This is a genomic window from Ruegeria sp. BHSB064 (assembly GCF_059613205.1).
Genome location: NZ_JBXWSB010000006.1, coordinates 36,873 through 61,137, shown reverse-complemented (window position 1 = coordinate 61,137; position 24,265 = coordinate 36,873). Strand labels below are relative to the sequence as shown.

The 24,265-nt window shown below is 56.8% G+C and carries 23 protein-coding genes, 1 tRNA gene and 1 pseudogene; 11 read left to right on the top strand and 14 right to left on the bottom strand.

All coding sequences use genetic code 11. The annotated features are described in order from the left end of the window. Positions 1-49: 49 nt before the first annotated feature. Positions 50-1,906: an SLC13 family permease gene (locus AC2FNU_RS02725; protein ID WP_496784611.1), complete on the bottom strand. Its 1,857-nt coding sequence runs from the start codon at positions 1,904-1,906 to the stop codon at positions 50-52. A gap of 335 nt (positions 1,907-2,241) precedes the next feature. Beyond that, a tRNA-Cys gene (locus AC2FNU_RS02720) sits at positions 2,242-2,315 on the bottom strand. 226 nt (positions 2,316-2,541) lie between these two features. On the opposite strand from AC2FNU_RS02720, the gene AC2FNU_RS02715 reads away from it, so the two are divergent. The 3 genes from AC2FNU_RS02715 (at position 2,542) to AC2FNU_RS02705 (ending at position 5,553) form a co-directional block, all read left to right on the top strand. Continuing rightward, positions 2,542-3,195: a protein-L-isoaspartate O-methyltransferase family protein gene (locus AC2FNU_RS02715; RefSeq protein WP_496784588.1), complete on the top strand. Its 654-nt coding sequence runs from the start codon at positions 2,542-2,544 to the stop codon at positions 3,193-3,195. 95 nt (positions 3,196-3,290) lie between these two features. Continuing rightward, positions 3,291-4,709 (top strand): TolC family outer membrane protein, encoded by a 1,419-nt coding sequence (locus tag AC2FNU_RS02710; RefSeq protein ID WP_496784587.1) that lies wholly within the window; start codon positions 3,291-3,293, stop codon positions 4,707-4,709. 73 nt (positions 4,710-4,782) lie between these two features. Continuing rightward, a complete protein-coding gene (locus AC2FNU_RS02705; protein WP_496784586.1) occupies positions 4,783-5,553 on the top strand; it encodes a hypothetical protein in 771 nt (256 codons plus the stop codon). 3 nt (positions 5,554-5,556) lie between these two features. On the opposite strand, the gene AC2FNU_RS02700 is transcribed toward AC2FNU_RS02705, so the two are convergent. Beyond that, the gene (locus AC2FNU_RS02700; protein WP_496784585.1) at positions 5,557-7,014 is read right to left on the bottom strand and encodes a cobyric acid synthase; all 1,458 of its coding nucleotides are present in this window, start codon (positions 7,012-7,014) and stop codon (positions 5,557-5,559) included. Between the two features lie 62 nt (positions 7,015-7,076). Here AC2FNU_RS02700 and AC2FNU_RS02695 point away from each other — a divergent pair, with 62 nt between their 5' ends. Then, positions 7,077-7,646 (top strand): cobalamin biosynthesis protein CobQ, encoded by a 570-nt coding sequence (locus AC2FNU_RS02695; RefSeq protein ID WP_496784584.1) that lies wholly within the window; start codon positions 7,077-7,079, stop codon positions 7,644-7,646. Between the two features lie 81 nt (positions 7,647-7,727). Here AC2FNU_RS02695 and AC2FNU_RS02690 read toward each other — a convergent pair whose 3' ends face one another. Then, positions 7,728-8,048, bottom strand: coding sequence for a DUF6280 family protein (locus AC2FNU_RS02690; protein WP_037310273.1), 321 nt, complete (start codon positions 8,046-8,048; stop codon positions 7,728-7,730). 218 nt (positions 8,049-8,266) lie between these two features. On the opposite strand from AC2FNU_RS02690, the gene efp reads away from it, so the two are divergent. After that, on the top strand, positions 8,267-8,830 hold the full coding sequence (efp, locus tag AC2FNU_RS02685; RefSeq protein ID WP_170459112.1) for an elongation factor P: 564 nt from the start codon (positions 8,267-8,269) through the stop codon (positions 8,828-8,830). 54 nt (positions 8,831-8,884) lie between these two features. On the opposite strand, the gene AC2FNU_RS02680 is transcribed toward efp, so the two are convergent. Both AC2FNU_RS02680 and ygfZ read right to left on the bottom strand, forming a co-directional pair. After that, entirely contained in the window at positions 8,885-9,826 is a 942-nt protein-coding gene (locus AC2FNU_RS02680) for an ABC transporter transmembrane domain-containing protein (protein WP_496784583.1), read from the bottom strand. 112 nt (positions 9,827-9,938) lie between these two features. Beyond that, the gene (ygfZ, locus tag AC2FNU_RS02675) at positions 9,939-10,676 is read right to left on the bottom strand and encodes a CAF17-like 4Fe-4S cluster assembly/insertion protein YgfZ (RefSeq protein ID WP_496784582.1); all 738 of its coding nucleotides are present in this window, start codon (positions 10,674-10,676) and stop codon (positions 9,939-9,941) included. Between the two features lie 73 nt (positions 10,677-10,749). Between ygfZ and AC2FNU_RS02670 the strand changes: the two genes are divergently transcribed. Beyond that, on the top strand, positions 10,750-11,424 hold the full coding sequence (locus AC2FNU_RS02670; protein ID WP_496784581.1) for a TIGR04283 family arsenosugar biosynthesis glycosyltransferase: 675 nt from the start codon (positions 10,750-10,752) through the stop codon (positions 11,422-11,424). Positions 11,425-11,431: 7 nt separating this feature from the next. On the opposite strand, the pseudogene AC2FNU_RS02665 reads toward AC2FNU_RS02670, so the two are convergent. After that, positions 11,432-12,187: pseudogene (locus AC2FNU_RS02665) on the bottom strand (hypothetical protein); the annotation flags it as partial. A 104-nt stretch (positions 12,188-12,291) separates the two neighbouring features. Here AC2FNU_RS02665 and AC2FNU_RS02660 point away from each other — a divergent pair. Beyond that, positions 12,292-13,062, top strand: coding sequence for an alpha/beta hydrolase (locus tag AC2FNU_RS02660; RefSeq protein ID WP_496784580.1), 771 nt, complete (start codon positions 12,292-12,294; stop codon positions 13,060-13,062). Positions 13,063-13,161: 99 nt separating this feature from the next. Further along, a complete protein-coding gene (locus tag AC2FNU_RS02655) occupies positions 13,162-14,001 on the top strand; it encodes an EamA family transporter (protein WP_496784579.1) in 840 nt (279 codons plus the stop codon). Between the two features lie 15 nt (positions 14,002-14,016). On the opposite strand, the gene AC2FNU_RS02650 is transcribed toward AC2FNU_RS02655, so the two are convergent. The 5 genes from AC2FNU_RS02650 to yghX all read right to left on the bottom strand — a co-directional run bounded on the left by AC2FNU_RS02650 (position 14,017) and on the right by yghX (position 19,480). Next, complete coding sequence (locus AC2FNU_RS02650) at positions 14,017-14,298, bottom strand: DUF1496 domain-containing protein (RefSeq protein ID WP_496784578.1); 282 nt, start codon at positions 14,296-14,298, stop codon at positions 14,017-14,019. A gap of 225 nt (positions 14,299-14,523) precedes the next feature. Then, positions 14,524-15,474 (bottom strand): UDP-glucuronic acid decarboxylase family protein, encoded by a 951-nt coding sequence (locus AC2FNU_RS02645; protein WP_496784577.1) that lies wholly within the window; start codon positions 15,472-15,474, stop codon positions 14,524-14,526. A 287-nt stretch (positions 15,475-15,761) separates the two neighbouring features. Continuing rightward, a complete protein-coding gene (locus AC2FNU_RS02640; RefSeq protein ID WP_496784576.1) occupies positions 15,762-16,322 on the bottom strand; it encodes a hypothetical protein in 561 nt (186 codons plus the stop codon). A gap of 40 nt (positions 16,323-16,362) precedes the next feature. Then, positions 16,363-18,321 (bottom strand): DNA topoisomerase IV subunit B, encoded by a 1,959-nt coding sequence (parE, locus tag AC2FNU_RS02635; protein ID WP_496784575.1) that lies wholly within the window; start codon positions 18,319-18,321, stop codon positions 16,363-16,365. Positions 18,322-18,565: 244 nt separating this feature from the next. Next, positions 18,566-19,480, bottom strand: coding sequence for a YghX family hydrolase (gene yghX / locus AC2FNU_RS02630; RefSeq protein ID WP_496784574.1), 915 nt, complete (start codon positions 19,478-19,480; stop codon positions 18,566-18,568). Between the two features lie 362 nt (positions 19,481-19,842). On the opposite strand from yghX, the gene AC2FNU_RS02625 reads away from it, so the two are divergent. Continuing rightward, positions 19,843-20,451 (top strand): carboxymuconolactone decarboxylase family protein, encoded by a 609-nt coding sequence (locus AC2FNU_RS02625; protein WP_496784573.1) that lies wholly within the window; start codon positions 19,843-19,845, stop codon positions 20,449-20,451. A 13-nt stretch (positions 20,452-20,464) separates the two neighbouring features. Here the strand turns inward: AC2FNU_RS02625 and AC2FNU_RS02620 are convergent, their stop codons facing one another. After that, positions 20,465-21,343, bottom strand: coding sequence for an alpha/beta fold hydrolase (locus AC2FNU_RS02620; RefSeq protein ID WP_496784572.1), 879 nt, complete (start codon positions 21,341-21,343; stop codon positions 20,465-20,467). Positions 21,344-21,465: 122 nt separating this feature from the next. Between AC2FNU_RS02620 and ppk2 the strand changes: the two genes are divergently transcribed. After that, positions 21,466-22,389, top strand: a complete 924-nt coding sequence (gene ppk2, locus AC2FNU_RS02615) for a polyphosphate kinase 2 (RefSeq protein WP_171090914.1) — start codon at positions 21,466-21,468, stop codon at positions 22,387-22,389. A gap of 107 nt (positions 22,390-22,496) precedes the next feature. Beyond that, positions 22,497-23,867, top strand: coding sequence for an MATE family efflux transporter (locus AC2FNU_RS02610; RefSeq protein WP_496784571.1), 1,371 nt, complete (start codon positions 22,497-22,499; stop codon positions 23,865-23,867). Here AC2FNU_RS02610 and AC2FNU_RS02605 read toward each other — a convergent pair. Continuing rightward, positions 23,864-24,265 carry a hypothetical protein gene (locus tag AC2FNU_RS02605; RefSeq protein WP_171090910.1) on the bottom strand — a complete coding sequence of 134 codons (402 nt, stop codon included), beginning with the start codon at positions 24,263-24,265 and terminating at the stop codon, positions 23,864-23,866. The two genes, AC2FNU_RS02610 and AC2FNU_RS02605, sit on opposite strands and share 4 nt — an antisense overlap.

The following is a 24,265-nucleotide window of genomic DNA, read 5'->3' as shown; positions in this document are numbered from 1 at the left end:
ATCGGCAATCGCGGTGGGCTAATCCGGAAATCCGGCCCCGATTGCCGCGCTAGTACATAACGTTGATCATCACCAATGACACAACAAGGAACAGCGCGGTCATGATGCCGCCTGAACGGACGAAATCCATGACCTTGTACCCGGCCGGACCCATGATCAGCGCGTTGACCTGATGGGTCGGGATGATGAAGCTGTTCGAGGTAGAGATGGCAACCGTCAGCGCGAAGACAGCTGGGTTGCCTCCGGCAGCCACAGCAATTGAAACCGCCAGCGGAACAAGCAGTACCGTAGCCCCGACATTCGACATGACCAACGAAAAGGCAGTTGCCAGAACGGCAATGCCTGTTTGAAGCGACCAAAGCGGCCAGCCGTCCAGAATGACCATGATCTGCTGTGCGATCCATGCGGCTGTGCCGGTGTTCTGCACGGCCTGCCCCAAGGGTATGAGGCACGCAAGCAGGAAAACAGTGTTCCATCCAACGGCGCGGTAAGCCTCATCTACGCTGAGAACGCGGGTCAACATCATGCCAGCTGCCCCGGTGAGAAGACACAGCGACAGGCGTACATCGGTAAACAGGATCAAGCATATTGAAATAGCAAAAAAGGCAAGCGCCCACCCGACTTTCTGAGGTCTCAGTTCCTCTTGCGGAAAGTCGCTTGTCACCACAACGAAATCCGGATCACGCGTGATCCGCATCAGATTGTCCCATCGTGTGTGCGCGACAAGCATGTCACCGGCATGGAACTTTTCCAGCCCGATCTGAGTGGAGTGATGATCTTCGGTCTCCACGTGGCTGAGCGTTTCTTCCCCTCTGTGAATGGCCAGAAGCGACATGCCATAGGTTTTGCGAAACAAAAGCTCGCGCGGGCATTTGCCAATCAGTTTGCTGTCGGGGGTCACGACCACTTCGGCGATGCCGGCATTGGTGGGTGCGAACTCTTCCACAAAAACATCCAGATCGGGAAGGACCGTCAAACCGAATTTCTTTGCAAAAACTTCCACCTCGCCGCGCCGCCCGACAATCGCCAGCCGACAAGGGGCCGCGATTTCGGCGGTCAGAACCTGAACCATTGACGTTTTGCCGCGATAGAACGTTGAAATGATGTACAGGTGGTTCTCGTGGTTGATGTCGGCCAGGATCTGCCCCACCAGTGGGCTGTCTGCAGGCACAACAACTTCAAATACGTCTGCCTTTAACCCATACACCCGCTGCAGGTACTCTTGTGTGCCCTGACCGGTGCCCGTGTTGTCGGCCCCTTCCGCCGCAGGTAGAACCCAGCGGCCCAGCAGCAGAAAGTACCCGATTCCTGTCAGGATCAGTACCGCCCCGATCGGTGTTACCGAGAACAGCCCAAATGGCTGCATTTTCTGATTATCCGGCAAGCCGTTATTGGCCGTTTGGATCAGGTCGTTGAGCAAGATCAGCGGTGAGGACCCCACCATCGTCATCGTACCACCCAGGATCGCACAGAACCCCATCGGCATAAGCAGGCGCGACAGCGGTATGCCGGACCTCGTGGATATCCGGCTGACAACTGGCAGGAACAATGCCGCGGCGCCCACATTCTGCATGAAGGACGAAATGACGCCAACGGTACCGGAGATGATCGGCAGCACACGGCCTTCCGATTTGCCACCATATTTCAGAATGACGGCCGCAACTTTGTTCATGATGCCGGTTTTGTCCAGGCCAGCACCAACGATCATGACTGCGATAATCGAAATGACCGCGTTGGAAGCGAACCCATCGAAAAGACGCGGGACATCCGCCAGATTTTCAAGGCCGGGCGCATAGCTAAGCAGACCGACAAGAACCAGGACCAGTATGGCGGACAAGTCGATTCTGACGATCTCGGACACAAACAGGAAAACGGTGAAAGCGAGAAGAGCGCAAACGACACCCATCTCGAAGGTAAAGGTTATGTGTTCCACAATACGTCCAGAACTTTTTACTTTTCTTGAATAAACACTTAATTCATTTCATCTGCGCTGTCATGAAGTTTCGTTTTTGACCCAGTTTTAGACATAAAGTTACTCATGCGATTGCGTTCATTCAGAGGATGCCCCTACGCCTCTTAACAAACACATGAGAGGCTTTGCCTGATCGCATGACTTTAGGCGGCAGTTCTTGTTTGTTTGGGTTGCGGTGTGAAGGAAACCCATATGCTAGAACAATCGCGGCAAAAGGTTCGGTTCAAAAGCTTCGAAAAGCTCAATGCAAACGCGGTAAGGAGATGTTGTGGAGGCGAGTACCGGAATCGAACCGGTGTACACGGATTTGCAATCCGCTGCGTCACCACTCCGCCAACTCGCCTTTTCAAGTAAAATCAAATACTTGCCGTGGTGTGCGTGGGGTTTTAGCAGCTTTCCTGGAGGGCGTCCAGTGGATTGCGTGCAAATTTGGCGACAAGATTGATTTTCACAGCAACTGGTGACGGATTATTTCAACACCTTGGCTGGGTTGCGGCAACAGGGCCGTTGCTGGTCGGGTCAGGATGTGGCACAAGCCGGACATCCATGGGAATGAGACGAGATACCCAATGACAGATTTCGCAGCCCGGCGCCGCACAATGGTTGATACACAGGTCCGACCCTCTGATGTCACCAAGTTCCCGATCATCGAAGCAATGTTGAGCGTTCCCCGCGAAAATTTCGTACCGGATGCTCAGCGTGAAGCTGCCTATGTCGACGGTCTGATCGATATGGGCGACGGGCGCGCGATGTTTGAGCCGCGGACACTGGCCAAAATGCTGGATGCGTTGAACATTTCGAATGATGAGATGGTTCTCGATATCGCGCCGGCCATGGGGTATTCCACTGCGGTGGCCGCGCGTATGGCTCAGTTGGTAGTTGGTGTGGAAAGTAACGAAGCACTGGCGGCTGAGGCGCAAAGCCTTCTGGCCGAAGCGGATGTCGACAATGCCATCATCCATGTGGGCCCGCTGGAACAGGGCGTTGCCGAACATGGCCCTTATGACGTGATCATGGTGCAGGGCGGCGTTGAACAAATCCCCGAAGCTTTGCTGGATCAGCTCAAGGAGCACGGCCGAATCGCGTGCTTGTTTGTCGATGGCAACCTGGGGACGGTGCGGATTGGTCGAAAGTCTGGCGGTCAGGTCAGCTGGCGTGACGCATTTAACGCCAGCGCACCTGTCTTGGAGAGTTTTTCGGCTGAGTGTGCATTTTCGCTATAGTCCGCCGATAGATTTTTCTTCCGCCTTGATTAGTTGAAAACAAGGCCGCAAACTGCCTGCAGGGCAGTGTAATTTCGTTTTGAGAGGATTTCGGTATGCGTGGTTCAGCGACAGGCAGGCTGGTCAAGGCATTCGCAGTGACCGCAGGGCTTGCCATGAGCGTAATGCCAGGGCGTGCAGCGTGGGCTGATAACATAACAGACGCCTTCATCGGTGCATATAACACAAGCGGTTTGCTAGAGCAGAACCGGGCACTTTTGCGGGCTGCGGATGAAGACGTGGCGATTGCGCTTTCAGCGTTACGGCCGATCATCAACTGGACAGTGCAAGTCAGCCAGGATTACACCCGCAGTCGGACCAGCAATGTGGTCACGACCAATGAACCGTCGCGGTTCTTTACGGGTCTGACGCTGGGTCAGCTTCTGTATGACGGCGGTGCTTCGGTTCTGGGCAAGCAATCTGCGCAGGAAACCGTGTTGTCGACCCGTCAAACCCTGATCGATATTGAGCAACAGGTTCTGATCCGTGCGGCGAATGCGTATCTGGGCGTGTTGCTGCAGGAAGAAACCGTGGCGATCCGCCAAAACAACGTCGAAGTTTCGGCCGAAGAACTCAGGGCATCGAATGATCGCTTTGAAGTTGGCGAAGTCACCCGGACAGACGTTGCGTTGTCCGAAGCGCAGTTGGCAAGCTCGCAGGCGGATCTGGCGGTTGCGCGTGGTGAACTGAGCATCGCGCAGGCTGAATACGTGAACGCGGTCGGAAAGGCACCGGGTCGAACAGCGGGTCAGCCGAGTCTGCCCAACCTGCCGCGATCCGAAGCTGAGGCCGTCAGTCTTGCACAGCGCAACCATCCCGCGATTCTGTCAGCGCAGCATCAGGTGCGTGCATTTGATCTGATCGTGCAGCAGCAGCGGGCCAATCTGGGCCCGAATGTCAGCCTGAATGCAGATGCAGGGGTGACTGAGAGCTATGACAATGACGACTACGTAAACGACGCAACCATCTCGCTGAACTTCAACCAGCCTATCTATGCGGGTGGTCGTTTGGCCGCGAATGTGCGACGTGCAATGGCGTCGCGGGATGCGTCGCGTGCGAACCTGTTGAATGTTCAAAAAGACATCACGCAAGGCGTAACTGACCGCTATGCGGCGTTCCAGGCGGCCAGCGCAAGTTTGCGGGCATCGACGGAACGGGTTCGTGCCTCGCAAGTGGCGTTTGACGGGATTCGCGAAGAGGCAACGCTGGGTGCCAGGACGACCCTGGATGTGCTGAACGCTCAGCAGGACCTGCTGGATGCCCAATTGGCCGAGGTTGCTTCACGCACCGAACGCTCTCGCGCGGCTTATCAGCTGTTGCAGGCACAGGGTTTGCTGACGGCTGAACGCCTTGGGTTGGCGGTGCAGATCTACGATCCGACCTTGTATTACAACCTGGTTAAAAAAGCGCCAGCACGGGTCAGCAAACAGAGCAAAGATCTGGATCGCGTCCTCAAAGCGTTGCGTCGGGACTGATCGGCCATACTATTTGTTGTGAGGTTGGGATTGTTTGGCTACACTCGATCCAAGGATAGAGCGGTAGAGAACAATGACTGATAACGTCGTAAAAGCAGGGATCGAAGACGTTCTGTCTTCGGTCAAACGTCTGGTAAGCGAAGACAACCGCGATAAATCTGTCTCGGATCAACAGCCTGCATCGAGAAAGCCGGGGCGGTTGGTTCTGACGGATGCCTTGCGTGTCAGCACACCCAAGCAGACCAATGGGGTTCCCAACCAGACCGACTCGGACCTCAAGGTTTCCGACTCGGCCAAACCTATGTTGCTGCGGGCCTGTGATATTGTGCAGGCGGGCAAACCGGCCAACACGGCCGAGGACAAGGCTGAAGCGCCGAAACCTGATCGGTCGGCGGATGCTGCAACCAGCCTAAGCGCCAAGATCGAAGCGCTGGAAGCGGCCATTGCGCAAACCGAAGATCAGTGGGAGCCGGACGGCGACAGCGAAGATGCGTACTCTGGCACACCGTCGCAATCTTTGCCGTGGAACGTAGAAGAAGAATTTGCCGCAGCCGAGGCCGTCGGTTCAATTGACGTTGAACAAACTAAAGCGTCCGACGATGAGGGCGAAGCACACGTTCAAGCTGAATTCATCCGTGCGCCGAGGGCCGAGACCGAGGTGATAGCAGAACCTGTAGACGATGGCAGAAGCATCGACATGGATGAAGTGGATCTGCGCGCCCTGATCGCCGAAGTTGTCAGGCAAGAGCTGCAGGGCACAATGGGTGAACGGATCACGCGGAATGTGCGCAAGATGGTCCGGCGCGAGATTGCACGTGCCCTGGCCGCAAAAGAACTTGAGTAACGCCTAGCCACGCCGAGGGGACTGGGCAAGGCTGAGCAGCAGATCAAGGTCCATGTGGCGTTCCAAATGGTCTGCCAAGTCGTCCAGCACCTGTTCGACGCCATCCTCATACGCGACGCCCGAAGTCACGCCCAGCGTTGAAAGATACCGCGCCCGGAACGCGTCGGACGAAAAGATACCGTGCAAATAACTGCCCTTGATCCGTCCATCGGCGCTGGCGGCACCTTCTGGTTTGCCTTCGACCTCCAGCCACGCGCGGTCACAGTCAGGCCCATCAGTGTGACCCATGTGGATTTCATACCCGCTGACCGGATCGCGGTCGGGCAGGGCATGAGCCGAGCGTAGAATGACTTGCTTTTGTCCGCCCATCACTGTGTCGACATCCAGCAACCCCAAACCTTCGACCTTGCCGGGTCTGCCGTCGACCCCATCCGGGTCGGAAATGGTTTTGCCCAGCATTTGATAGCCGCCGCACAGGCCCAGAACGTGCCCGCCGCGGCGCACATGGCCGTAAAGATCGATGTCCCAACCCTGCGCCCGAAAATAGGCCAGATCCCCGATGGTGGATTTGCTGCCCGGCAGCAGAACCAGATCGGCATCCCCGGGCAGGGGGCGTCCGGCTGGGATGATCTCGACACTCACGTCTGGTTCAGCGGACAGCGGGTCGAGGTCGTCAAAATTGGCCATCCGCTCCAGCTGAGGTACAACCACCTTGCACGTACCGCCGGTATGAGAGCGAATATCCATCATATCCTCGGCAGGCAGTTTCCACGCGTCATGGAACCAGGGCACAACACCCAGACAGGGCCAACCGGTGCGGGCGGCGATGTCGTCACGCCCTTCGTCAAACAACGACGCATCCCCTTTGAACCGGTTCACGGCAAAACCTCGGATCTGTGCCAGATCGCCGGCTTCCAATACAGCTTGTGTCCCTACGATCTGCGCGATCACACCGCCACGATGAATGTCGCCGACCAGAACCACGGGAATACCTGCGGCGCAAGCAAAACCCATGTTGGCGATGTCACCTTTGCGCAGATTGGTTTCCGCCGGACTACCCGCACCTTCGATCAGAACCAGATCCGCATCCGCACAAAGCCGGTCAAAGCTTTCCAGAGCGGCCCCCAGCAGCTTGGACTTGTCCTTCCTGTAATCCCCGGCCTTCATCGTACCCGCGCGCTGCCCTTGAACGATGATCTGAGCACCCGTATCCGTCTCGGGCTTCAGCAGGATGGGGTTCATATCTGTATGGGTCGCCCGCTTGGCTGCGCGGGCCTGAAGCGCCTGCGCGCGGCCGATCTCTCCTCCGTTTTCGGTGACGGCTGCATTGTTCGACATGTTCTGCGGTTTGAACGGAGCAACGCGCATACCCCGCCGCGTAAAGGCGCGCGCAAGCCCAGCCACAAGAACCGATTTTCCGACGTTGCTGCCGGTGCCTTGAATCATGATGGCGCGAACCATGGGTTGTCTCCTATAAGTCAGGGCGCAGATGACTCGATTTGAGCGGGAAGGGAAAGCCTCCGATGAACACGCCAGCGCATCTTTTGATCGGGGCTGCCGCTTTTGCCCGACCGCCGCAGGGCCGCATCCTGTTGGCTGCAATGTTGGGGGCAGTGCTGCCGGATTTGTCCCTGTATCTCATGGTGGGAGTGTCTTTGTTTGTATTGGGCATTCCGGAACAGGTGGTCTTTGGGCAACTGTACTATTCGCAGGCCTGGCAAACCGTCTTTGCGATCGACAACTCCTTTATCCTCTGGGGGATTGCACTTTTGCTGGCAGTTTGGCGTGGCTGGCACGCCGTGGCTGTCGGAGCAGCGGCAGGTTTGTTGCACCTAGCGACAGATTTTGTGCTGCATGCGGGGGACGGGCGACCTCAATTCTGGCCCTTGAGCGATTGGGTGTTTCACAGCCCGGTCAACTATTGGGACAGCAGCCATCACGCTTTGTGGGTCGCTCCGGTCTCTGCCGGAGTTTGTCTGGCTGCTTACGTCGCGCTGTGGCAGCGCGGTCTGTCTATATGGGGCAAGTCGATGTTCGGTGTCATGCTGTTAGCCGAAGTTTGGGTGGCACGACAGTGGCTGTTGTTTTTCTAGCCATTTGAACGTCGTAGCACAGCAAAGAAAAACGCGCTCTGACGGACAGAGCGCGTTTTTTCTGTGCGAACTTGCTTAAGTTCAGGCGGCTTCAGCCTGCTGAGCTGCGTTACGACGCTCGCTTTCTTCACGGGACAGTGCGACCGAAGTCCGCACACCACGACCCACGAACTCCATCAGTCCGCTGACAACCCGTTCGTTCGGGTCGATACCCGCGCAGGACAGCACTTCGCGCCCATCGCGCGAACGGGCCCAGCGGGCGATTTGTTCGGGGCCATTGCCGTATTTCTTGTCATCGGCGATAGCGTCATCAAGTGCAGCCAACACAACGGCCGCGAAAAGTTTGCGCGCACGATTGCCTTGCTCGTTGTTAAAGGCAGTGCCGTCAACGAAATCTCTCATCTCGTCTTCCTTGTTGTTCTTGCTCTTGCATTTTCGGCGTGAGGGTCCTTATGACCTATTAGGTGCGATTCGGATACAGCTAAAATGCATAGTTGCGTTGCGTCACTTGCATGGCTTGCTGCAAGTGCAGCACTAGGTGTCGTTGTCTTGTCAGGTGTGATCCCGCCAGATATAGGGACCGCAACTGATGCATCAACCGTTTGTGAAGGATTTATGTAATGCCCAAGATAAATGGGAACGAAATTCGCCCCGGCAATGTGCTTGAGCATAACGACGGCCTGTGGGCGGCGGTCAAGGTTGACCATGTGAAGCCTGGCAAAGGCGGGGCGTTTGCCCAGGTCGAGCTGCGCAATCTGCGCAACGGGTCGAAACTGAACGAACGTTTCCGGTCTGCGGACAAGGTTGAGCGCGTCCGCCTTGAACAGAAAGATCAGCAGTTCCTGTACGAATCCGACGGGATGCTGGTGTTCATGGATGCCGAGACCTACGAACAGATTGAATTGCCAGCAGATTTGCTGGGTGAACGTCGCCCGTTCCTTCAGGATGGCATGACCATTGTCGTTGAATTCTACGAAAGCGAGGCGCTGAACGCGACGCTGCCGCAGAAAGTGACCTGCCAGATTGTCGAGACCGAGCCGGTCGTCAAAGGCCAGACCGCCGCGAACTCATTCAAGCCTGCGGTGCTGGACAACGGCGTGAAAGTCATGGTGCCACCTTTTATCGGTCAGGACGAAATGATCGTCGTGAATACCGAAACCATGGAATATTCCGAACGCGCGTGACGTTTCGTCACTTCGTGAAAGAGACCGCGCAGGCACCCGCCGCGTGGTCTTTTTTTATGCGTCGGGGCGGTAACGATACCGTGTTGGGTCGGGGCCAAACAGCTCCAGCATTAGTTCGTATTTGATGCGATTGGCGCTGACCTGCCGGTAGAAAGCGATCAGAAAAGCAGTGGGCCCTTGTATGCGGCTAAGGCCACTGGTGGCGGCGACAACGGTGCCCACATCCGTTTTGCCCTGTAGCACCAGATAGCCGCCCAACATCAGAATACCGACGGTTCCGGCCCCGTTGATCACGCTTAGCAGAAACTTGGCCGACAGTTTCCACAGGAACATGCGTCTCCGTGTGTCGTAAATGTCGTCAAACATGGCGTTGATGTCCCGCTCGACGGCCTCGATGTCCTCGGTCGTCAGCCGGTCTGTGGCGCCGCGCAGGATACGGACGCGCTCTGCCACGAAAGTGTTCACTCTCCGTTGCGATACCAGAACAATGATGATCTGCGGCACGATCATCGAGAAGGCGATCAGCCCGAGCCCGGGTTGCGTGGATGAAATATAGCCGATCACGCTGATCAGCGTTCCGATCTGAACCACCGGATCCGAGAATGCGCCACCCGCGAACTTTCCTAACTCTTCGGCTTCGGCGGAAATGGCCGTGGTCATTGTGCCCTTGCGCAGGTCTTCACCAGTGCCCTTTACGTCGCTCGAACGCCAAAGCAGACGTTGCCGGATCAGCCGAATGATGTCTTCGCCCAAGGTGCCAGAGCGGTATCCCAGGATCCATTTCAACCCAAGGCTCAGCAGAATGACGGCCATCATGCCGCTACCCAATTGGATCAACTTTTCAGTGCTGATATCGTCAGCGGTCAGGTGGTTGACGATATCGCGCTGAAACTCGAGCGGAACGGCGGCAAGGGCGGCAATGGCGATAGACAGCACGATTAGAACGATCTGCCGCCCGGAACTGGCGCGCCAGATCGCGGAATATAGTCGTAACATGGGTTTATCCGGTTTGACCTGTTTCCAACACTTTGGCAGGGCCGGGGAACAGGTTCAAACTTGGTGATGTGTGCCGACGCAGGCTTCGTGCTGATTAGGCAACAAGATGCTCTTAGTCCGTCAAGCGTACCGTGGCGTCGCCTGCCTGCATTTCACCTTTGGCGCGATCAATGCGTAGATAGGCAATCGCCTGACTTCCAGATTGAGTGAACAGAGTGCCCACGGATTTGCCATTGGCTGTGATCTCGGTTCCAACCGGCGCGATGCCATCGACCAAGACCCGGCGCAGACCCTTGCGCAGCTCGGTCTTGTGTTTCATGCGCGCGGTCACTTCCTGACCTACATAGCAGCCCTTTTTGAAATCCACACCGTTCAGCGCTTCGAAGCCGGATTCTAGGATATAGCTGTCCTGTGTCAGTTCAGTGCCCGATTCGGGTATGCAATGCTGAACACGCACTGCATCGAAGTCGGTGCCGTCATCTTGTTCGGGTGCCGCAGAATACATGCGCCAGCCCATGTTAGGGTGTCGCGGGTCGGGCAGGGCGCTTTCTGGTGCGGCACCGGTTCCGCGTTGCAGGTTCAGATCTGTGCTTTCGATCGCCACATCTGCACGCAGCTTGTACATGCTCAGACGTTTGACCAGATCATCAGCGAGGTGCTCGGCAACATCCAGCAGAATGCCATCGCCATCGCGCTTGAGGAAAAAGTCTGCCAGATACTTGCCTTGTGGTGTCAGCAACGCGGCATAAACCAGCCCGTCATTTAACCCCTGAATGTCATTGGTGATCAGGTCCTGCAAAAAGTTTTCGGTGTCCGAGCCGGTCAGGCGCAGGATGCGGCGGGTGGGCATGGCTTGGTCCTCGTCATTTCCCTTGGCCTCGTGATATAGGAAGATCCGCCGCCAAGACCAGAGGGTATCAGACGTGCCAGCCCCGATCTCTGTTGTTATTCCGACCCTGAACGCTGCCGATGCCTTGCCCGAATGCCTTGGGGCATTGATGGAAGGGCTGCACGCCGGGCTGATCCGGGACTTGATCATCAGCGATGGCGGTTCAACCGACCAAACACTGGAGATCGCGGAAGAGGCCGGAGCAAGGGTTGTGACAGGAGCAGCCTCGCGTGGGGGGCAGTTGCGTCGGGGCTGCGCCGAGGCTGGCGGGGATTGGATTCTGATCCTGCACGCAGACACCGTGCTGCAAACGGGTTGGGCTGAGGCAGTCAGTGCCCATCTGATCAATGGTGCCCCTGCGGCCTTTCGGCTGGCATTTCGGGCGCGTGGGGTCGCGCCGGGATGGGTCTCGGGCTGGGCCAATCTGCGCAGCCGGGTTTTCGGGCTGCCCTACGGGGATCAGGGACTTTTGGTGCCGCGTGATGTCTACCATGCCGCAGGCGGCTATCCGGACCAACCCTTGATGGAAGACGTCGCCCTGGCGCGTCGTTTGCCGCGGATTACACTTCTGGATGCGCGGGCCTTCACGAGCGCGGAGAGGTATGAGCAGGCGGGCTGGCTTCGGCGGGGGGCTCGGAATCTGTGGACGTTGCTGCGTTATTTTCTGGGGGCGGATCCGCAGGTGTTGGCACAGGCGTATCGGCGATAAGTGTTGTCCGCAATTCCACCACCGATTTTCCCAAACGGAACGGGGCCGCAAAGCTGACAAGGCACAAAGCAACGATCTGCAGAACCAGAATATGGGCGTTGGCCTGCAAATATTCCCATTCATCTTTCAATTTACCGACCTGTTCGATCAGATCATCATAGCTTTGGGCCAGGATCAGATAGTCCCCGGCAATGGCGGGTACTTTCCGGCGCATGTTGTCGATAGCGGTCTGCGTTTCGTCGTCCAGCGAAGTGAAGACCAGGAACTGGCCAATATCGAAGGCGTTGGCCGTGGCTGCGGCGCTGCGCATTTCATCCATGTCATCCTTGGCCTGACGTCCGAACAGGAAATGCAGGCCCTGCAATGGAGCGACCTCATTGGTTACGGCAATGAACAGCGGCAGTTCTGAATTGCTGGCAGTTGAAGCCGACAGGAACTCGACCTTATCACATAAAACAGCCGTATCCGGGTCAAATGCAGGATCGCAAAAGCGTAGGCGAAACCGTGCAGCGTCGCGATCAAATGCCAGAGTGGCCGCATAAGCCACATCGATCTGACGATCCAGCCGAGAGCTGTCGGAGGTGTAAAGCCCGGCCAGAACGGCAACCAACGCCCCGATACCGCCCAGCACCACCCAAACCAGATCGGCTAGTTTCCACGCCCGATGCCCGGCCGGTTTGCGGAACAGAAACGCCGTGCCGATCGATCCGATCACAAAAAACAGGATCAGCAGGGGCAATTGGTTGTCGGTCACAAAACTCATAGTCCCGATCTTAGGACCTGACCTGCGTCCTGCAACAGGGATCACGGGCAGTTGTAACATCTTACCGGATGCTCATACTGATCGCAGAACCACAGGAGATTTCGATGACAAAAGAAATTGTTCTGATTCATGGGGCATTTGCCGGACCCTGGTGTATGCAGGATTACGCGACCTTCTTTCGGGATCGGGGCTGGATCGTACACACCCCTGCCTTGCGTCACCATGGCGGTGATCCGAAAGCCGACCCTGACCCCGGGCTGACCGATACCAGCGTTTTGGATTACACCAATGACATAGCGGACTTTGTGCAGGGTCTGGACAGCAAACCGGTTCTGCTGGGTCACGCCATCGCGGGTGTTGTTGCACAGCAGGTGGCCGCACGCGGTCTGGCCAGTGCTATTGTGTTGATTAACCCCAATGCGCCCTGGGGCACTTTGCCTGAAACCGACGACGAACGCGCCGTGCCGCGCGCGTTGATGGAAGGTGGAGCGTTCTGGAAACAGCCCATGCGGGTTGAGTTCGACCTGATGGCGCCTTTTGCACTCAATAAAATGGACGAGGCACAGCAACACATCGTGTTCGATCAACTGGGTGCCGAAAGCGGGCGCGTGATGTTCGAGATGTTTTTCTGGATGTTCGATGATCATCAGGCGATCAAAGTCGATTTCGACAGGGTCGATTGCCCGGTTCTGGTCGTTTCAGGTGCGGAAGACAGGGCGGTAAACCCGGACACCTGCCGCGCCCTGGCAGAGCGTTACGGGGAACGCGGGACCTTTTTGCAGGTTCAGGATCACGCGCATTTTCTGTTCATGGAACCCGGCTGGCAAGGGCCGGCGGATCAAATCGAAAGCTGGCTTGGTCAGCAGCCTGTGTGAAACCGGGTTGACAAAAATCAGCCTTTTGGCCGAGATCGCGCCAAGTGAATAGGGCCACTGACCCTTTTTGCGCATAATATCTGCGGGAAAGGTCCGGGCATGACCCTGTTTGTCATCCTTATCATTCTGTCTGCGGCATTGCTGCATGCGGTCTGGAACGCCATCGTCAAGACAGCGGCGGATCGCACGACGATGTTGGGCCTTGTTGCTTTGGGCCACGTGTTGCCCGCGGCCGTGATGGTGATGGCCCTGCCATTGCCCAGTGCCGAGAGCTTTATTTACATCATTCTCTCGACGGTCGTGCATTTCGGGTATTACTTCATGCTGGGCAAAGCCTATCAGCATGGCGATCTGAGTGTGGTCTACCCCATTGCGCGGGGCATCGTTCCGGCGCTGGTTTCGCTTTGGGCGATGGTTCTGGTGGGCGAGGTGCTGCCATTGCAGGCTTGGGGTGGCATTGCCCTGATCGCATTTGGCATTCAGCTGAGCAGCTGGAAAGCGCTGCGCTCGGGCGTGGGGCGCAGTGCGCTGGGTTTCGCGCTGGGCACCGGGTTCTGCATTTCGATCTACTCGGTTGTGGATGGGATCGGCGTCCGGCTATCGGGCAATACGCTCAGCTATTGGGCCTGGGGCGCGTTCCTGCACTTGTTTATTGCGGGTTTTGTCGGGGTCAGAAAACGCGAGACTCTCAAAGACCTGCCGATCAGAGTTTGGATGACGGGTATTCTGGGCGGGCTGGTTTCGATGACAGCCTATGGTTTGGTGCTGTATGCCAAGAACTTTGCACCACTGGGCGCGGTTTCGGCGCTACGGGAAACCTCGGTCATCTTTGCTGCGCTGATCGGGTTCATCTTCCTCAAGGAAGGCAATTGGATACGACGGCTGGGTGCCGCCGTACTTATGGCCCTAGGCGTTGCCTTGATCGGGCTCGCCGTCTGATCGCGTTGGCGGGCCTTAGTTGTTGGTCGAGAACGTGCTCTGCGGTCTCCATTTCAGGGTCCCGTCATTGTCGCGGTGGCAGCGCAGCAAGCGCTCCTGCACCGTACTGATCGTCGAAGTCACAGTATTATCGCCGACCATCAGGACAAACGCGTCCTCGGAATAAGCCATGCCATCGTAATAGCAAAACCGGGTCTCGGCGCCGTCTGGAATGGGGGATGCGGTACTCAGCATCTGCTGCGCAGCGGCTTGTGAGGCCAGCAGGGTCAGAGCCAGTCCGAAGGTTAGTGCTTTCATGTCGTCCTCCCGTCTTAAAATCGTAGTTGGTAAAAAGAAATTGGACGCCCGGACCTCAAGCCATTGTTGTTATGTTGCGGTAAGTGTGAACGGGATCAAAGGTTTAGGCAACGAGAAATTGCCATCGCCCCTGCGTGCCAGCCTGTTGATGCCTAGGCGCAGACCTGAGCAATCCTGGCCAATTGGGGGAAAGCAGCCCTTTGTTCAGTGGTACACGGCTTCTGACTATAGCTCTCTGAAATAGCTGATTGTGGACGCCAACCCTTCTTTCAACTGCACCTTGGGTTCCCAGTTCAGCACGCTCCGGGCCAGAGTGATGTCGGGCTGGCGTTGCTTGGGGTCATCCTGCGGCAGGTCCTTGAAACTGATCGGTGTGTCGGTGCCCACAAGCGCCTGCACTTCACTGGCCAGTTCGTTCATCGAGAATTCGTTGGGATTGCCCAGATTGACGGGGCCGGTGACGTCCTTGTCGGTGTCCATCAGGCGGATGAAGCCTTCGATCAGATCATCCACATAACAGAATGACCGGGTTTGTGTGCCGTCGCCAAAGATCGTGATCGGCTCACCGGTTAGGGCCTGCATGATGAAGTTCGACACGACGCGCCCATCGGCAGGGTGCATTCGGGGGCCGTAGGTGTTGAAGATGCGGGCCACCTTGATCTCTAACCCCATCTGCCGGTGATAGTCGAAGAACAACGTCTCGGCGCAGCGCTTGCCCTCATCATAGCACGAGCGCGGACCAACCGGGTTGACGTTGCCCCAATAGTCCTCGGTTTGCGGATGGATGGTCGGATCGCCATAGACTTCGGAGGTCGAGGCCTGAAAGATTTTGCATTTCAGCCGCTTCGCCAGCCCCAGCATGTTGATCGCGCCATGCACGCTGGTCTTGGTCGTCTGCACCGGATCGTGCTGGTAATGAACGGGCGAGGCCGGGCAGGCGAGGTTATAGATCTCGTCCACTTCCACAAACAGCGGGAAGGTCACATCGTGGCGCATGAACTCGAACCGCGGGTTGTTGTGCAGATGGTCAATATTGCGCTTGGTGCCGGTGAACAGGTTGTCGACGCACAAAACCTCGTGCCCCTGATCCAGAAGCCTGTCGCACAGATGCGAGCCTAAAAACCCGGCCCCACCGGTTACGAGAACACGTTTTCGACTGTCATAAAGGCGGGCCATTGCAAATCCTTAATCGTTAAATCCAAGCCAGCTTGTCACAGGGAAGCCGGGTCTAGGTTTGATTAGTAAACCGAAGATGTTTGAATTGCAGTAGATTTTGGTTTTTTGAGGGCGCGTGTGGTGTTGGAGCGTCTTCCTATCCATCCAATGCTTGATGCAGGGTATCAAACACGCGCCAGACCCGCCCCACAGGGCGCGAGGGTAATTGGGGCCGCTCGGAATGTAAGTTTGCCAGGCATGCTGTTTCAGTTTAATTAGCGCGTTGGCAGCTGCTCGTTTCTAGTGCTCTATAAGCGTTGCCAGAATTGAATAGCTTGATCGATAATCCGTGGATTTAGCAGAGCAAACGTTGTTGCGACGAGTACTAGAAAATACTCAATTACAAAGCTTCTTAATCGAGATAAAGATTTGACTATGAATTCGGCGATACTTTCTTGGCGTTGTCGTTTGAAATCCTCTTTATGGTGTTCGTACTCCCAAGACTCCAAACCGCCAAGGGGGTCTTCGTGTTCATAATTCGGATCTAAGTCCTTGTGATCATTCATTCTTTGTATGCTTGTCAGTGAGCGTTGCTTCCAGCGCACATTCATCTCCGTAAGTGTGTTGGAGATTGCCTGTGAAGCAGCTACTGAGCAGTGAAGAATAAAGATGAAAAAAAGAAGTAGAGTAACAAGCTGCCCAAAGGCTGCCAAGTCTGCCTGTACCACGGCTATGCGAAGCCCGAAGATGGACATTTCGCTACTCAAAAGTTCCGCATTTGCTACCGCGAAGGTAAAAAAAGCGCTAAAGTAAAGAGCCTTTCGAGTTTTGGTCAGGTTTTCGTGTTCAATAGCGGAAGTTAAGGGCACGTTGCTAAATTCTTTCCAAAATAGCTTCTTAAATAGAAAATTATACGTCCAACTCCTCCACAAACCGCGCGTTCTCCTGAATGTACTGGAACCGCAGTTCGGGTTTTTTGCCCATCAGACGCTCAACCAGATCGCCGGTCTCTCCGGGTTCGTCCTCGTCGATGGTGACCCGGATCAATTTCCGGGATTTGGGGTCCATCGTGGTCTCTTTCAGGTCCTTGGCGTCCATTTCACCCAGACCCTTAAAGCGCGAGACGTCGATCTTGCCCTTGCCGCCCAGACCTTTCTCAAGCCACTCATCCCGCTCGGCCTCATCCAGGCAGTAGACGCGCTTAGCGCCTTGGGTCAGGCGGTAGAGGGGCGGGCAGGCGAGGTACAGGTGGCCCGCGTCGATCATCGGGCGCATCTGGGTGAAGAAGAACGTCATCAGCAGCGCGGCGATATGCGCCCCGTCCACATCCGCGTCAGTCATGATGATGACCTTGTCATAGCGCAGGTCGTCGACGTTAAACTTGGTGCCAAGGCCCACACCCAGCGCTTGGGTCAGATCGTTGATCTCGGCATTGGTACCCAGTTTCGAACTGGCCGCGCCCAGCACGTTAAGGATCTTGCCGCGCAGGGGCAGCAGGGCCTGCGTTTTGCGGTCCCGGCCCATTTTTGCAGATCCGCCCGCAGAATCGCCTTCGACGATGAATAACTCCGTGCCATCGCGTGTTGAACTGGAACAGTCCACCAGCTTGCCGGGAAGACGAAGTTTCTTAGTGGCGGACTTGCGTTGTGTTTCCTTCTCGGCCCGTCGGCGCAGGCGTTCCTCAGCCCGCAGGATGAGGAAATCCAGGATCGCGCCGGCGGATTTCGTGTCGGCGGCCAACCAGTTGTCGAAATGGTCACGGACCGAGTTTTCGACCAGCCGCTGCGCCTCGACCGTGGCAAGGCGGTCTTTGGTTTGGCCCACGAATTCCGGTTCGCGGATGAAACAGCTGACCAGCGCGCAGCCGCCAGTGATCAGGTCATCACGGGTGATCTGCGCGGCCTTCTTGTTGTTGATCAGCTCGCCATACGCCTTGATCCCCTTGAGAATCGCGGCCCAGAACCCTGCCACATGGGTGCCGCCTTCGGGGGTGGGGACGGTGTTACAGTAGGACTGGATGAACCCATCGCGCGAGGGCGTCCAGTTGATCGCCCACTCGACCTTGCCGGGGGTTCCGAATTTTTCGTTGAAATCCACGGTGCCTGCAAAAGGTTGCTCGGCATAGGTGGACGAGCCGTTCATCGTCTCTTTCAGGTAGTCTGACAGACCGCCGGGGAAGTGGAAGGTGGCCTCGGTCGGTGTTTCCCCGTCGTCGATGGCGGATTTCCAGCGGATTTCAACGCCCGAGAACAGGTAAGCCTTGGAGCGGATGGATTTGAACAGCCGTGCGGGTTTGAACCGGTGATGGCCGAAGATGTCCGCATCCGCATGGAAAGTCACGGTGGTACCGCGCCGGTTGGGGGCCGCGCCGATCTTTTCAACCGGTCCCAGCGGAACACCCCGCGAGAACCGTTGTTCGAACAGCGTCTTGTCGCGCGCCACCTGTACGACCATTGAATCCGACAGCGCGTTCACCACGGATGCACCCACACCATGCAAACCGCCCGAGGTCTGATACGCCTTGCCCGAGAACTTACCGCCCGCGTGCAGGGTACACAGGATGACCTCAAGCGCGGATTTGTCGGGGAACTTGGGGTGCGGATCGATCGGAATGCCGCGCCCGTTGTCGCGGACCGTCAGGGCGTAGTCCTCATGCAGTTCAACCTCGATCCGGTTGGCGTGGCCTGCGACGGCCTCGTCCATCGAGTTGTCGAGGATTTCAGCCACCATATGGTGCAAGGCACGCTCATCGGTGCCGCCGATATACATGCCGGGGCGTTTGCGGACCGGTTCCAGCCCTTCAAGCACCTCGATCGAGGAGGCGTCATAGGTATTGGTCGCTTCGGGCGTCAACAGATCGTCGGGCATATGGGCTGCTCTTGTTTTTGAGTTTCCCCCATTATGGCAGGTGATGTGGTCCGGGGGAAGAGGGGCGCGAGGTGTTGTATAGGGTTTGGGTGGGCGTGCACCCAAACGAAATCTTCGCTGTACTGGTTACGTTGAGGATTTCGTTCGCCGGTTTGGCGGACGACGAAGCTGTCATCATCGGTCCGAGCTTAAAGCTTGGCACGCAGAATGGGTCACGCCCGGTTCTTCGCGGGCGCAAACCGGCTCAGCCCGCAAGATACGTTCTAAACCAAGCCACCATGCGTTCTTCGGCCAGCTTTGCCGCAGTCTCGTCGTAGCGCGGTGTTGTATCGTTGTGGAAGCCGTGGTTCACTCCCGGATAGATGTAGGCCTCGTAAACCTTATCGTTTTCTACCATTTCCTTTTCAAACGGAGGCCACATCGCATTGATGCGCTGATCAAGCGCGGCCAGCTGAACCATCAGCGGCGCTTGGATGTTGGGCACTTGGTCAGCGTCTGGAAATGAGCCGTAGAACGGAACGCCTGCCGACATTTCCGGGTAAGCGGCTGCAAGCCTGCTGACCACTCCGCCTCCGTAGCAGAAACCAGTTGCCCCGACCTTACCATTCGTTCCTTCCAACGACCGAAGATACTCAAAGCCTGCGAAGAAATCGTTCAGGAGTTGTCCCTGATCAAGCGTGCGCTGCATCTCCCGACCTTCATCATCGGTTCCCGGATACCCTCCGAGTGAGGAAAGCCCATCTGGACCCATTGCAACGAAGCCTGCCTTTGCGAGGCGACGCACGACGTCGCGGATGTAAGGGTTCAGCCCGCGGTTTTCATGAACGACAAGAATCGCAGCAGGTGGTCTGTCAGGGTTTATTTCAGTTGGCCGGACGAGATAAGCTGTAATGTCACCAGTGCCGTTCGGGCTCGGATAGACAATATCTTCACCTGCAATATCGGGATCGTCCTCAGCCACTTGCTGTGCAAGTGCGTAATTTGGCGAAAGCGTGCTGAGAATAGTCGCCGCCGTCAGCCCGCCGACGGCCCATTTACCAGCGCGATCGAGAAATTCTCGTTTCGAAATCTTGCCATGCGCATAGTAGTCGTAGAGATCTAAAAGGTCTTGGTCAAAGTCCGCCGCCGTCAGCCGGCGGGATGGCGTTGAATCGTTCATCCTTAAACTCCCAGTGCTTCTGCGTGATGCTGTTTCGTGTTTGCGATCGCCCATGATCACTTTCAGTCAACCCTGCAAGGATCTGAATTGTTGTTCCCTGCTCACTAGATAACGGACTGCCGTCAAAAAAACGTACCATGGGCCTATTCATTCAAACAATAAATGTTTGCGAGGGCGAACGCCGGTCCGCGCGAAACAGAAGTCAATTTAGGTACGCATCATAGGGTCAAAACGCGCGGCGGTGCGACGGACTTTATCGACGGCTTCGGGCTCTTTGCTGACACGCGTAGAATTTGTCTCGCCACCGCCCCAAAGCGCTCCTAGTCTCTGGGCGTCAAGTAAACACCATAACAGGACCCCAAATGAGTTGGATCAAAACCATCCCCTTCGCTGAGGCCACGGGCAAACTAAAGAAACTCTATGACCGGGTCACCGGGCCAGACAACAATGTGGACAACATTATGATGGCGCACAGCCTGCGGCCGCATTCGATGGAAGGCCACATGGCGATCTACAAGGCTGTGCTGCATCATTCGGGCAACAAGATCCCGAAATGGTTTCTCGAGGTGCTGGGCGTGTGGGTCAGTTCTCTGAACCGGTGCGGTTATTGCGTGGAACATCATTTCGCGGGTTTGCAGCGGTTGCTTGGCGATGAGGCGCGGGGCAGTGCGATCCGGGCGGCGATTGAGGCGCGCGATCCGGCTGCCGCCCCGTTGGATGCAGCGCAGGTGGCTGCCATGATCTATGCCCGTAAACTGACCGAAACGCCCGGCGACATGGTTGAGGCGGATGTAATCGCCCTGCGCGAGGCGGGGTGGGACGACGGAGAAATCCTTGAGATCAATCAGGTCTGTTCGTACTTCTCTTATGCGAACCGGACGGTTCTGGGGTTGGGGTGTTCAACCGATGGCGATGAGTTGGGTTTGTCGCCCAACAATTCCGACAACCCCGACGATTGGGGGCATCGTTAAAAGACCAGAAAGGTCAGGCCGTTTGGACCCAATCCAGAATGGCCCGTGCAACGTCGCGCGGTTTTTGGTGATGCAGCCAGTGGTCAGTGCCAGGGATCGTGATGCGGGTCAGGTTGGGCGCGAAGGTTTCCAAGCCTTCTGTCGCCTCAGGCAAAAGGGCTTTGTCATCCGGTCCCCAAAGCAACAAATGCGGGCATCGGACGTGCAGCCGATCCAGCGGCAGATCCGGCAGGTCTGTTGCGGGCAACCCCGGCTGTGCGACAACCAGCGGAGAGGCGCGATACCAGTTCAGCATCGCCTCTAACCGGCCTGATCGCGCCCATTCGGTTCGGTATTCGGCCATGCGGCTTTCAGTCAGCCAATCCAACCCCATGCCGTGGCGAAAGAACCTTTCAAGCAATGCAAAGTTGTTTTCGGACAGTTTTTGTGCCGCATCCGGCGCCCGCAGTTGGTTGATGTATTGCGAGGCTTCTGATTGCGCACCACCTGCGGCCATGGCGCGTTGAAACGGAACCGGATGTACACCGTTTGCGATGATGAGCCGATCAACAAGATCAGGCCGAAACATGGCAAGGCCATAGGCCACCGATGCACCCCAATCATGGCCCAGCACAGCCAAAGGTGCACCGTGGGTCTCAATCAAAGCGGCCATGTCGGACACCAGTTGAGATAGGGCATAGTGCTGTACCCCTTCAGGGCACCAGCTTTGGCCAAATCCACGTTGGTCCGGAGCAATGCAGTAGAAGCGATCCGCCAGATAAGGGGCCAGATCTGCCCACGCACCGCCGTATTCCGGGAAACCATGCAGCATCAAAAGCGATGGCGCGTCAGGGTTGCCCCAGGTTCGGACGCAAAAGGACTGACCATTCAGATCGGCAAATGACGTGTGCATTGGAACCTCTGATCCAGAGTGGAATTTTTGGGTTTTTGAGGCATCAATTTGACACCAATCAAAGCGCATTTGCGACCTTTCTGCTAGCCCAATTTCAGGACAGTAGAAAAAGGAAAAGATGTATGGAAGCCATTGCTCCGGTCGAAGCAAAATCCCCTCAGATCAAAGTCGTAGAGGCCAAGGCGGCAAACGCGGCAGAGCCAAGCCCCGAGAAGATCCGGCAGGCGTTCGAAAGCGGAAAATACCCTTATGGCCGCAAGATGGCGCGGTCGACCTATGAGGCGCAGAAGGCAAGTCTGCAGGCGGAGCTTTTGAAGGTTCAGCTGTGGGCGCAGGATACAGGGCAGCGGTTTGTTCTTCTGTTCGAAGGTCGCGATGCCGCTGGCAAGGGTGGCACAATCAAACGGTTCATGGAGCATCTGAATCCGCGTCAGGCCCGTGTGGTTGCACTGAACAAACCGACCTGGGAAGAGAAGGGGCAATGGTACTATCAGCGTTACGTTCAGGAACTGCCGACCGTTGGCGAAATGGTGTTCTATGACCGGTCCTGGTACAACCGCGCGGGTGTTGAGCGGGTGATGGGGTTCTGCTCGCCCAACGAGTATCTGGAATTCATGCGACAGACGCCGGAACTGGAGCGGATGCTGGTACGCTCGGGTATTCAGCTGTACAAGTACTGGTTCTCGGTCACGCAGGAAGAGCAACAGCGTCGTTTCAAAAGCCGCGAAACCGACCCGCTGAAGCAGTGGAAGCTGTCGCCGATCGACAAGGCCAGCCTTAGCAAATGGGATGATTATACCGAGGCGAAAGAGGCGATGTTTTTTTACACGGATACCGCAGACGCGCCCTGGACGATCATCAAGTCGAATGACAAGAAACGCGCGCGCCTGAATTGTATGCGTCATTTCCTTTCGACGCTGGATTATCCGGGCAAGGACTTGAACGTCGTAGGGGACCCTGATCCATTGATCGTTGGACAAGCCCACCACGTCATTCACCGGTCCGAGCATATTCTGGGCGCAACATTGCATCCGGATGCCCGCTAATCCTCAACGCGCCCGCTTTCCTAGCAGGAGCGGGCGCTTGGGTCTCACAATGAAATTTTACTGATCCGCTCTTGTCCCGCGTCAAGCCCGCGCATATGGCTGGTGCAATGACAAAAGTGATGACATACCCCGCCCATTTTCGGGCGATTGCCGTGCTTGGCTTGCCGTTGGTCGGCGGCCATCTGGCGCAGTTTGCCATCGGTTTGACCGATACAATCATGCTGGGCTGGTACGGGGTCGAGGCACTGGCTGCGGTCACGTTGGCCAGCAGCTATTACTTTGTGCTGTTTTTGTTTGGGGCCGGGTTCGGCTGGGCGGTCATGCCAATGGTTGCCACAGCTGCGGCGGAAGGGGATGAAACCAGTATTCGACGCTCGACCCGCATGGGGCTTTGGCTGTCGTTGCTCTATGCGGTAGTGGTCATGCCGTTGCTGTGGTGGTCTTTTCCAATCCTGATCGCCATGAAGCAGGAGCCACAAGTTGCTGAGACCGCATCCGAATATCTGCGCGTTGCTGGTTGGGGGTTGTTTCCGGCCCTTATCGTGATGGTGCTCAAATCCTACCTTGCGGCTTTGGAGCGAACGCAGATCGTGCTCTGGATCACAGTCGCGGCGGCATTTGTGAACGCGGTGACCAACTATGCGCTGATCTTCGGCAATTGGGGCGCGCCGGAGCTGGGCGTGATGGGGGCAGCGATCGCCTCAATCGCGACGCAGGTCGTTTCGCTGATCGCTGTTGTCATCTACGTGGTTCGAACGCTGCCGGAGCACAGCCTTTTCCGGCGTTTCTGGCGACCGGATTGGGAGATGTTCGCCAGTGTGTGGAAGCTTGGGGTGCCGATTGGCCTGACCACTCTGGCCGAGGTGTCTTTGTTTGCGACATCAGCTGTGATGATGGGGTGGCTGGGACAGGTTCCGCTGGCAGCGCATGGGATCGCGCTGAACCTCGCTTCGGCCACGTTCATGGTGCATCTGGGGTTGTCAAATGCGGCTACTATCCGGGCCGGTAATGCACTGGGACGTCGGGATCGGGCGCATCTGGAGAAAGGCGCAATTGCGGTAACGGGCATGTCGCTGGTTATGTCCGTGGTGACCGTCATCCTGTTTCTGACCTGTGCCGAACCCTTGATTTCCCTGTTCATGGAGGCAGACGATCCGCAGCGCGGACAAATCCTTGCCATTGGAACCGGGTTGCTTGCCATGGCGGCGTTGTTTCAGTTGGTGGACGGTGCTCAGGTCATAGCGCTGGGCCTGCTGCGCGGGTTGCAGGATGCCAAGATTCCCATGGTCATGGCAGCGCTCAGCTATTGGGTGGTGGGTATCCCGGCGTCGTACTATTTCGGTTTCGTCCGGCAGATGGACGGCATTGGTATCTGGCTGGGGCTTGTGCTTGGCTTGGCATTTGCTGCCGTGCTTCTCATGGCCCGGTTCTGGATGCATTCGGTGCGGCAAATGCCAGCAGCGGCTGAGCCTGCTTAGTCTTTACTCAGCCGATCTGCTTTTTTCCGAACCAGAACGGTGCGCAGGTCATGCATCGCCATCAGCAGCCTGTCTGTTACATCCTCAAGCTGGGCGTCTGTTGCCTTGGACTGAACCCATTGTGTGGTCAGGTTCAGATGGTCGACGGCACGGTGTATGTCGTCAATGTCACGCTGCGCCAGCAGTGCCCGGCGTTCTTCCATCCAACGGTGGATTTCGGCCTGATCACGCTCTGAAAGGGTCCGCTGCCCCTGCGGTTTGACGTCGCCGTTGCGAATGTTGATGACTGCGATCTGGTCCATCTCAATCCGGCGTTGGCGATTTTCCGTATCGACCCGAAACACCGCAGCTCCGTTTTCACGGATGCGAAAGTAATATTCGGGAAGATCGGCGGACAT

What these genes read in the sequence shown, in the direction of transcription:
- AC2FNU_RS02725 (WP_496784611.1), bottom strand. Translation starts at nt 1,906, where the DNA reads ATGGGTGTCGTTTGCGCTCTTCTCGCTTTCACCGTTTTCCTGTTTGTG.
- AC2FNU_RS02715 (WP_496784588.1), top strand. Translation starts at nt 2,542, where the DNA reads ATGACAGATTTCGCAGCCCGGCGCCGCACAATGGTTGATACACAGGTC.
- AC2FNU_RS02710 (WP_496784587.1), top strand. Translation starts at nt 3,291, where the DNA reads ATGCGTGGTTCAGCGACAGGCAGGCTGGTCAAGGCATTCGCAGTGACC.
- AC2FNU_RS02705 (WP_496784586.1), top strand. Translation starts at nt 4,783, where the DNA reads ATGACTGATAACGTCGTAAAAGCAGGGATCGAAGACGTTCTGTCTTCG.
- AC2FNU_RS02700 (WP_496784585.1), bottom strand. Translation starts at nt 7,014, where the DNA reads ATGGTTCGCGCCATCATGATTCAAGGCACCGGCAGCAACGTCGGAAAA.
- AC2FNU_RS02695 (WP_496784584.1), top strand. Translation starts at nt 7,077, where the DNA reads ATGAACACGCCAGCGCATCTTTTGATCGGGGCTGCCGCTTTTGCCCGA.
- AC2FNU_RS02690 (WP_037310273.1), bottom strand. Translation starts at nt 8,048, where the DNA reads ATGAGAGATTTCGTTGACGGCACTGCCTTTAACAACGAGCAAGGCAAT.
- efp (WP_170459112.1), top strand. Translation starts at nt 8,267, where the DNA reads ATGCCCAAGATAAATGGGAACGAAATTCGCCCCGGCAATGTGCTTGAG.
- AC2FNU_RS02680 (WP_496784583.1), bottom strand. Translation starts at nt 9,826, where the DNA reads ATGTTACGACTATATTCCGCGATCTGGCGCGCCAGTTCCGGGCGGCAG.
- ygfZ (WP_496784582.1), bottom strand. Translation starts at nt 10,676, where the DNA reads ATGCCCACCCGCCGCATCCTGCGCCTGACCGGCTCGGACACCGAAAAC.
- AC2FNU_RS02660 (WP_496784580.1), top strand. Translation starts at nt 12,292, where the DNA reads ATGACAAAAGAAATTGTTCTGATTCATGGGGCATTTGCCGGACCCTGG.
- AC2FNU_RS02655 (WP_496784579.1), top strand. Translation starts at nt 13,162, where the DNA reads ATGACCCTGTTTGTCATCCTTATCATTCTGTCTGCGGCATTGCTGCAT.
- AC2FNU_RS02650 (WP_496784578.1), bottom strand. Translation starts at nt 14,298, where the DNA reads ATGAAAGCACTAACCTTCGGACTGGCTCTGACCCTGCTGGCCTCACAA.
- AC2FNU_RS02645 (WP_496784577.1), bottom strand. Translation starts at nt 15,474, where the DNA reads ATGGCCCGCCTTTATGACAGTCGAAAACGTGTTCTCGTAACCGGTGGG.
- parE (WP_496784575.1), bottom strand. Translation starts at nt 18,321, where the DNA reads ATGCCCGACGATCTGTTGACGCCCGAAGCGACCAATACCTATGACGCC.
- yghX (WP_496784574.1), bottom strand. Translation starts at nt 19,480, where the DNA reads ATGAACGATTCAACGCCATCCCGCCGGCTGACGGCGGCGGACTTTGAC.
- AC2FNU_RS02625 (WP_496784573.1), top strand. Translation starts at nt 19,843, where the DNA reads ATGAGTTGGATCAAAACCATCCCCTTCGCTGAGGCCACGGGCAAACTA.
- AC2FNU_RS02620 (WP_496784572.1), bottom strand. Translation starts at nt 21,343, where the DNA reads ATGCACACGTCATTTGCCGATCTGAATGGTCAGTCCTTTTGCGTCCGA.
- ppk2 (WP_171090914.1), top strand. Translation starts at nt 21,466, where the DNA reads ATGGAAGCCATTGCTCCGGTCGAAGCAAAATCCCCTCAGATCAAAGTC.
- AC2FNU_RS02610 (WP_496784571.1), top strand. Translation starts at nt 22,497, where the DNA reads ATGACAAAAGTGATGACATACCCCGCCCATTTTCGGGCGATTGCCGTG.
- AC2FNU_RS02605 (WP_171090910.1), bottom strand. Translation starts at nt 24,265, where the DNA reads ATGTCCGCCGATCTTCCCGAATATTACTTTCGCATCCGTGAAAACGGA.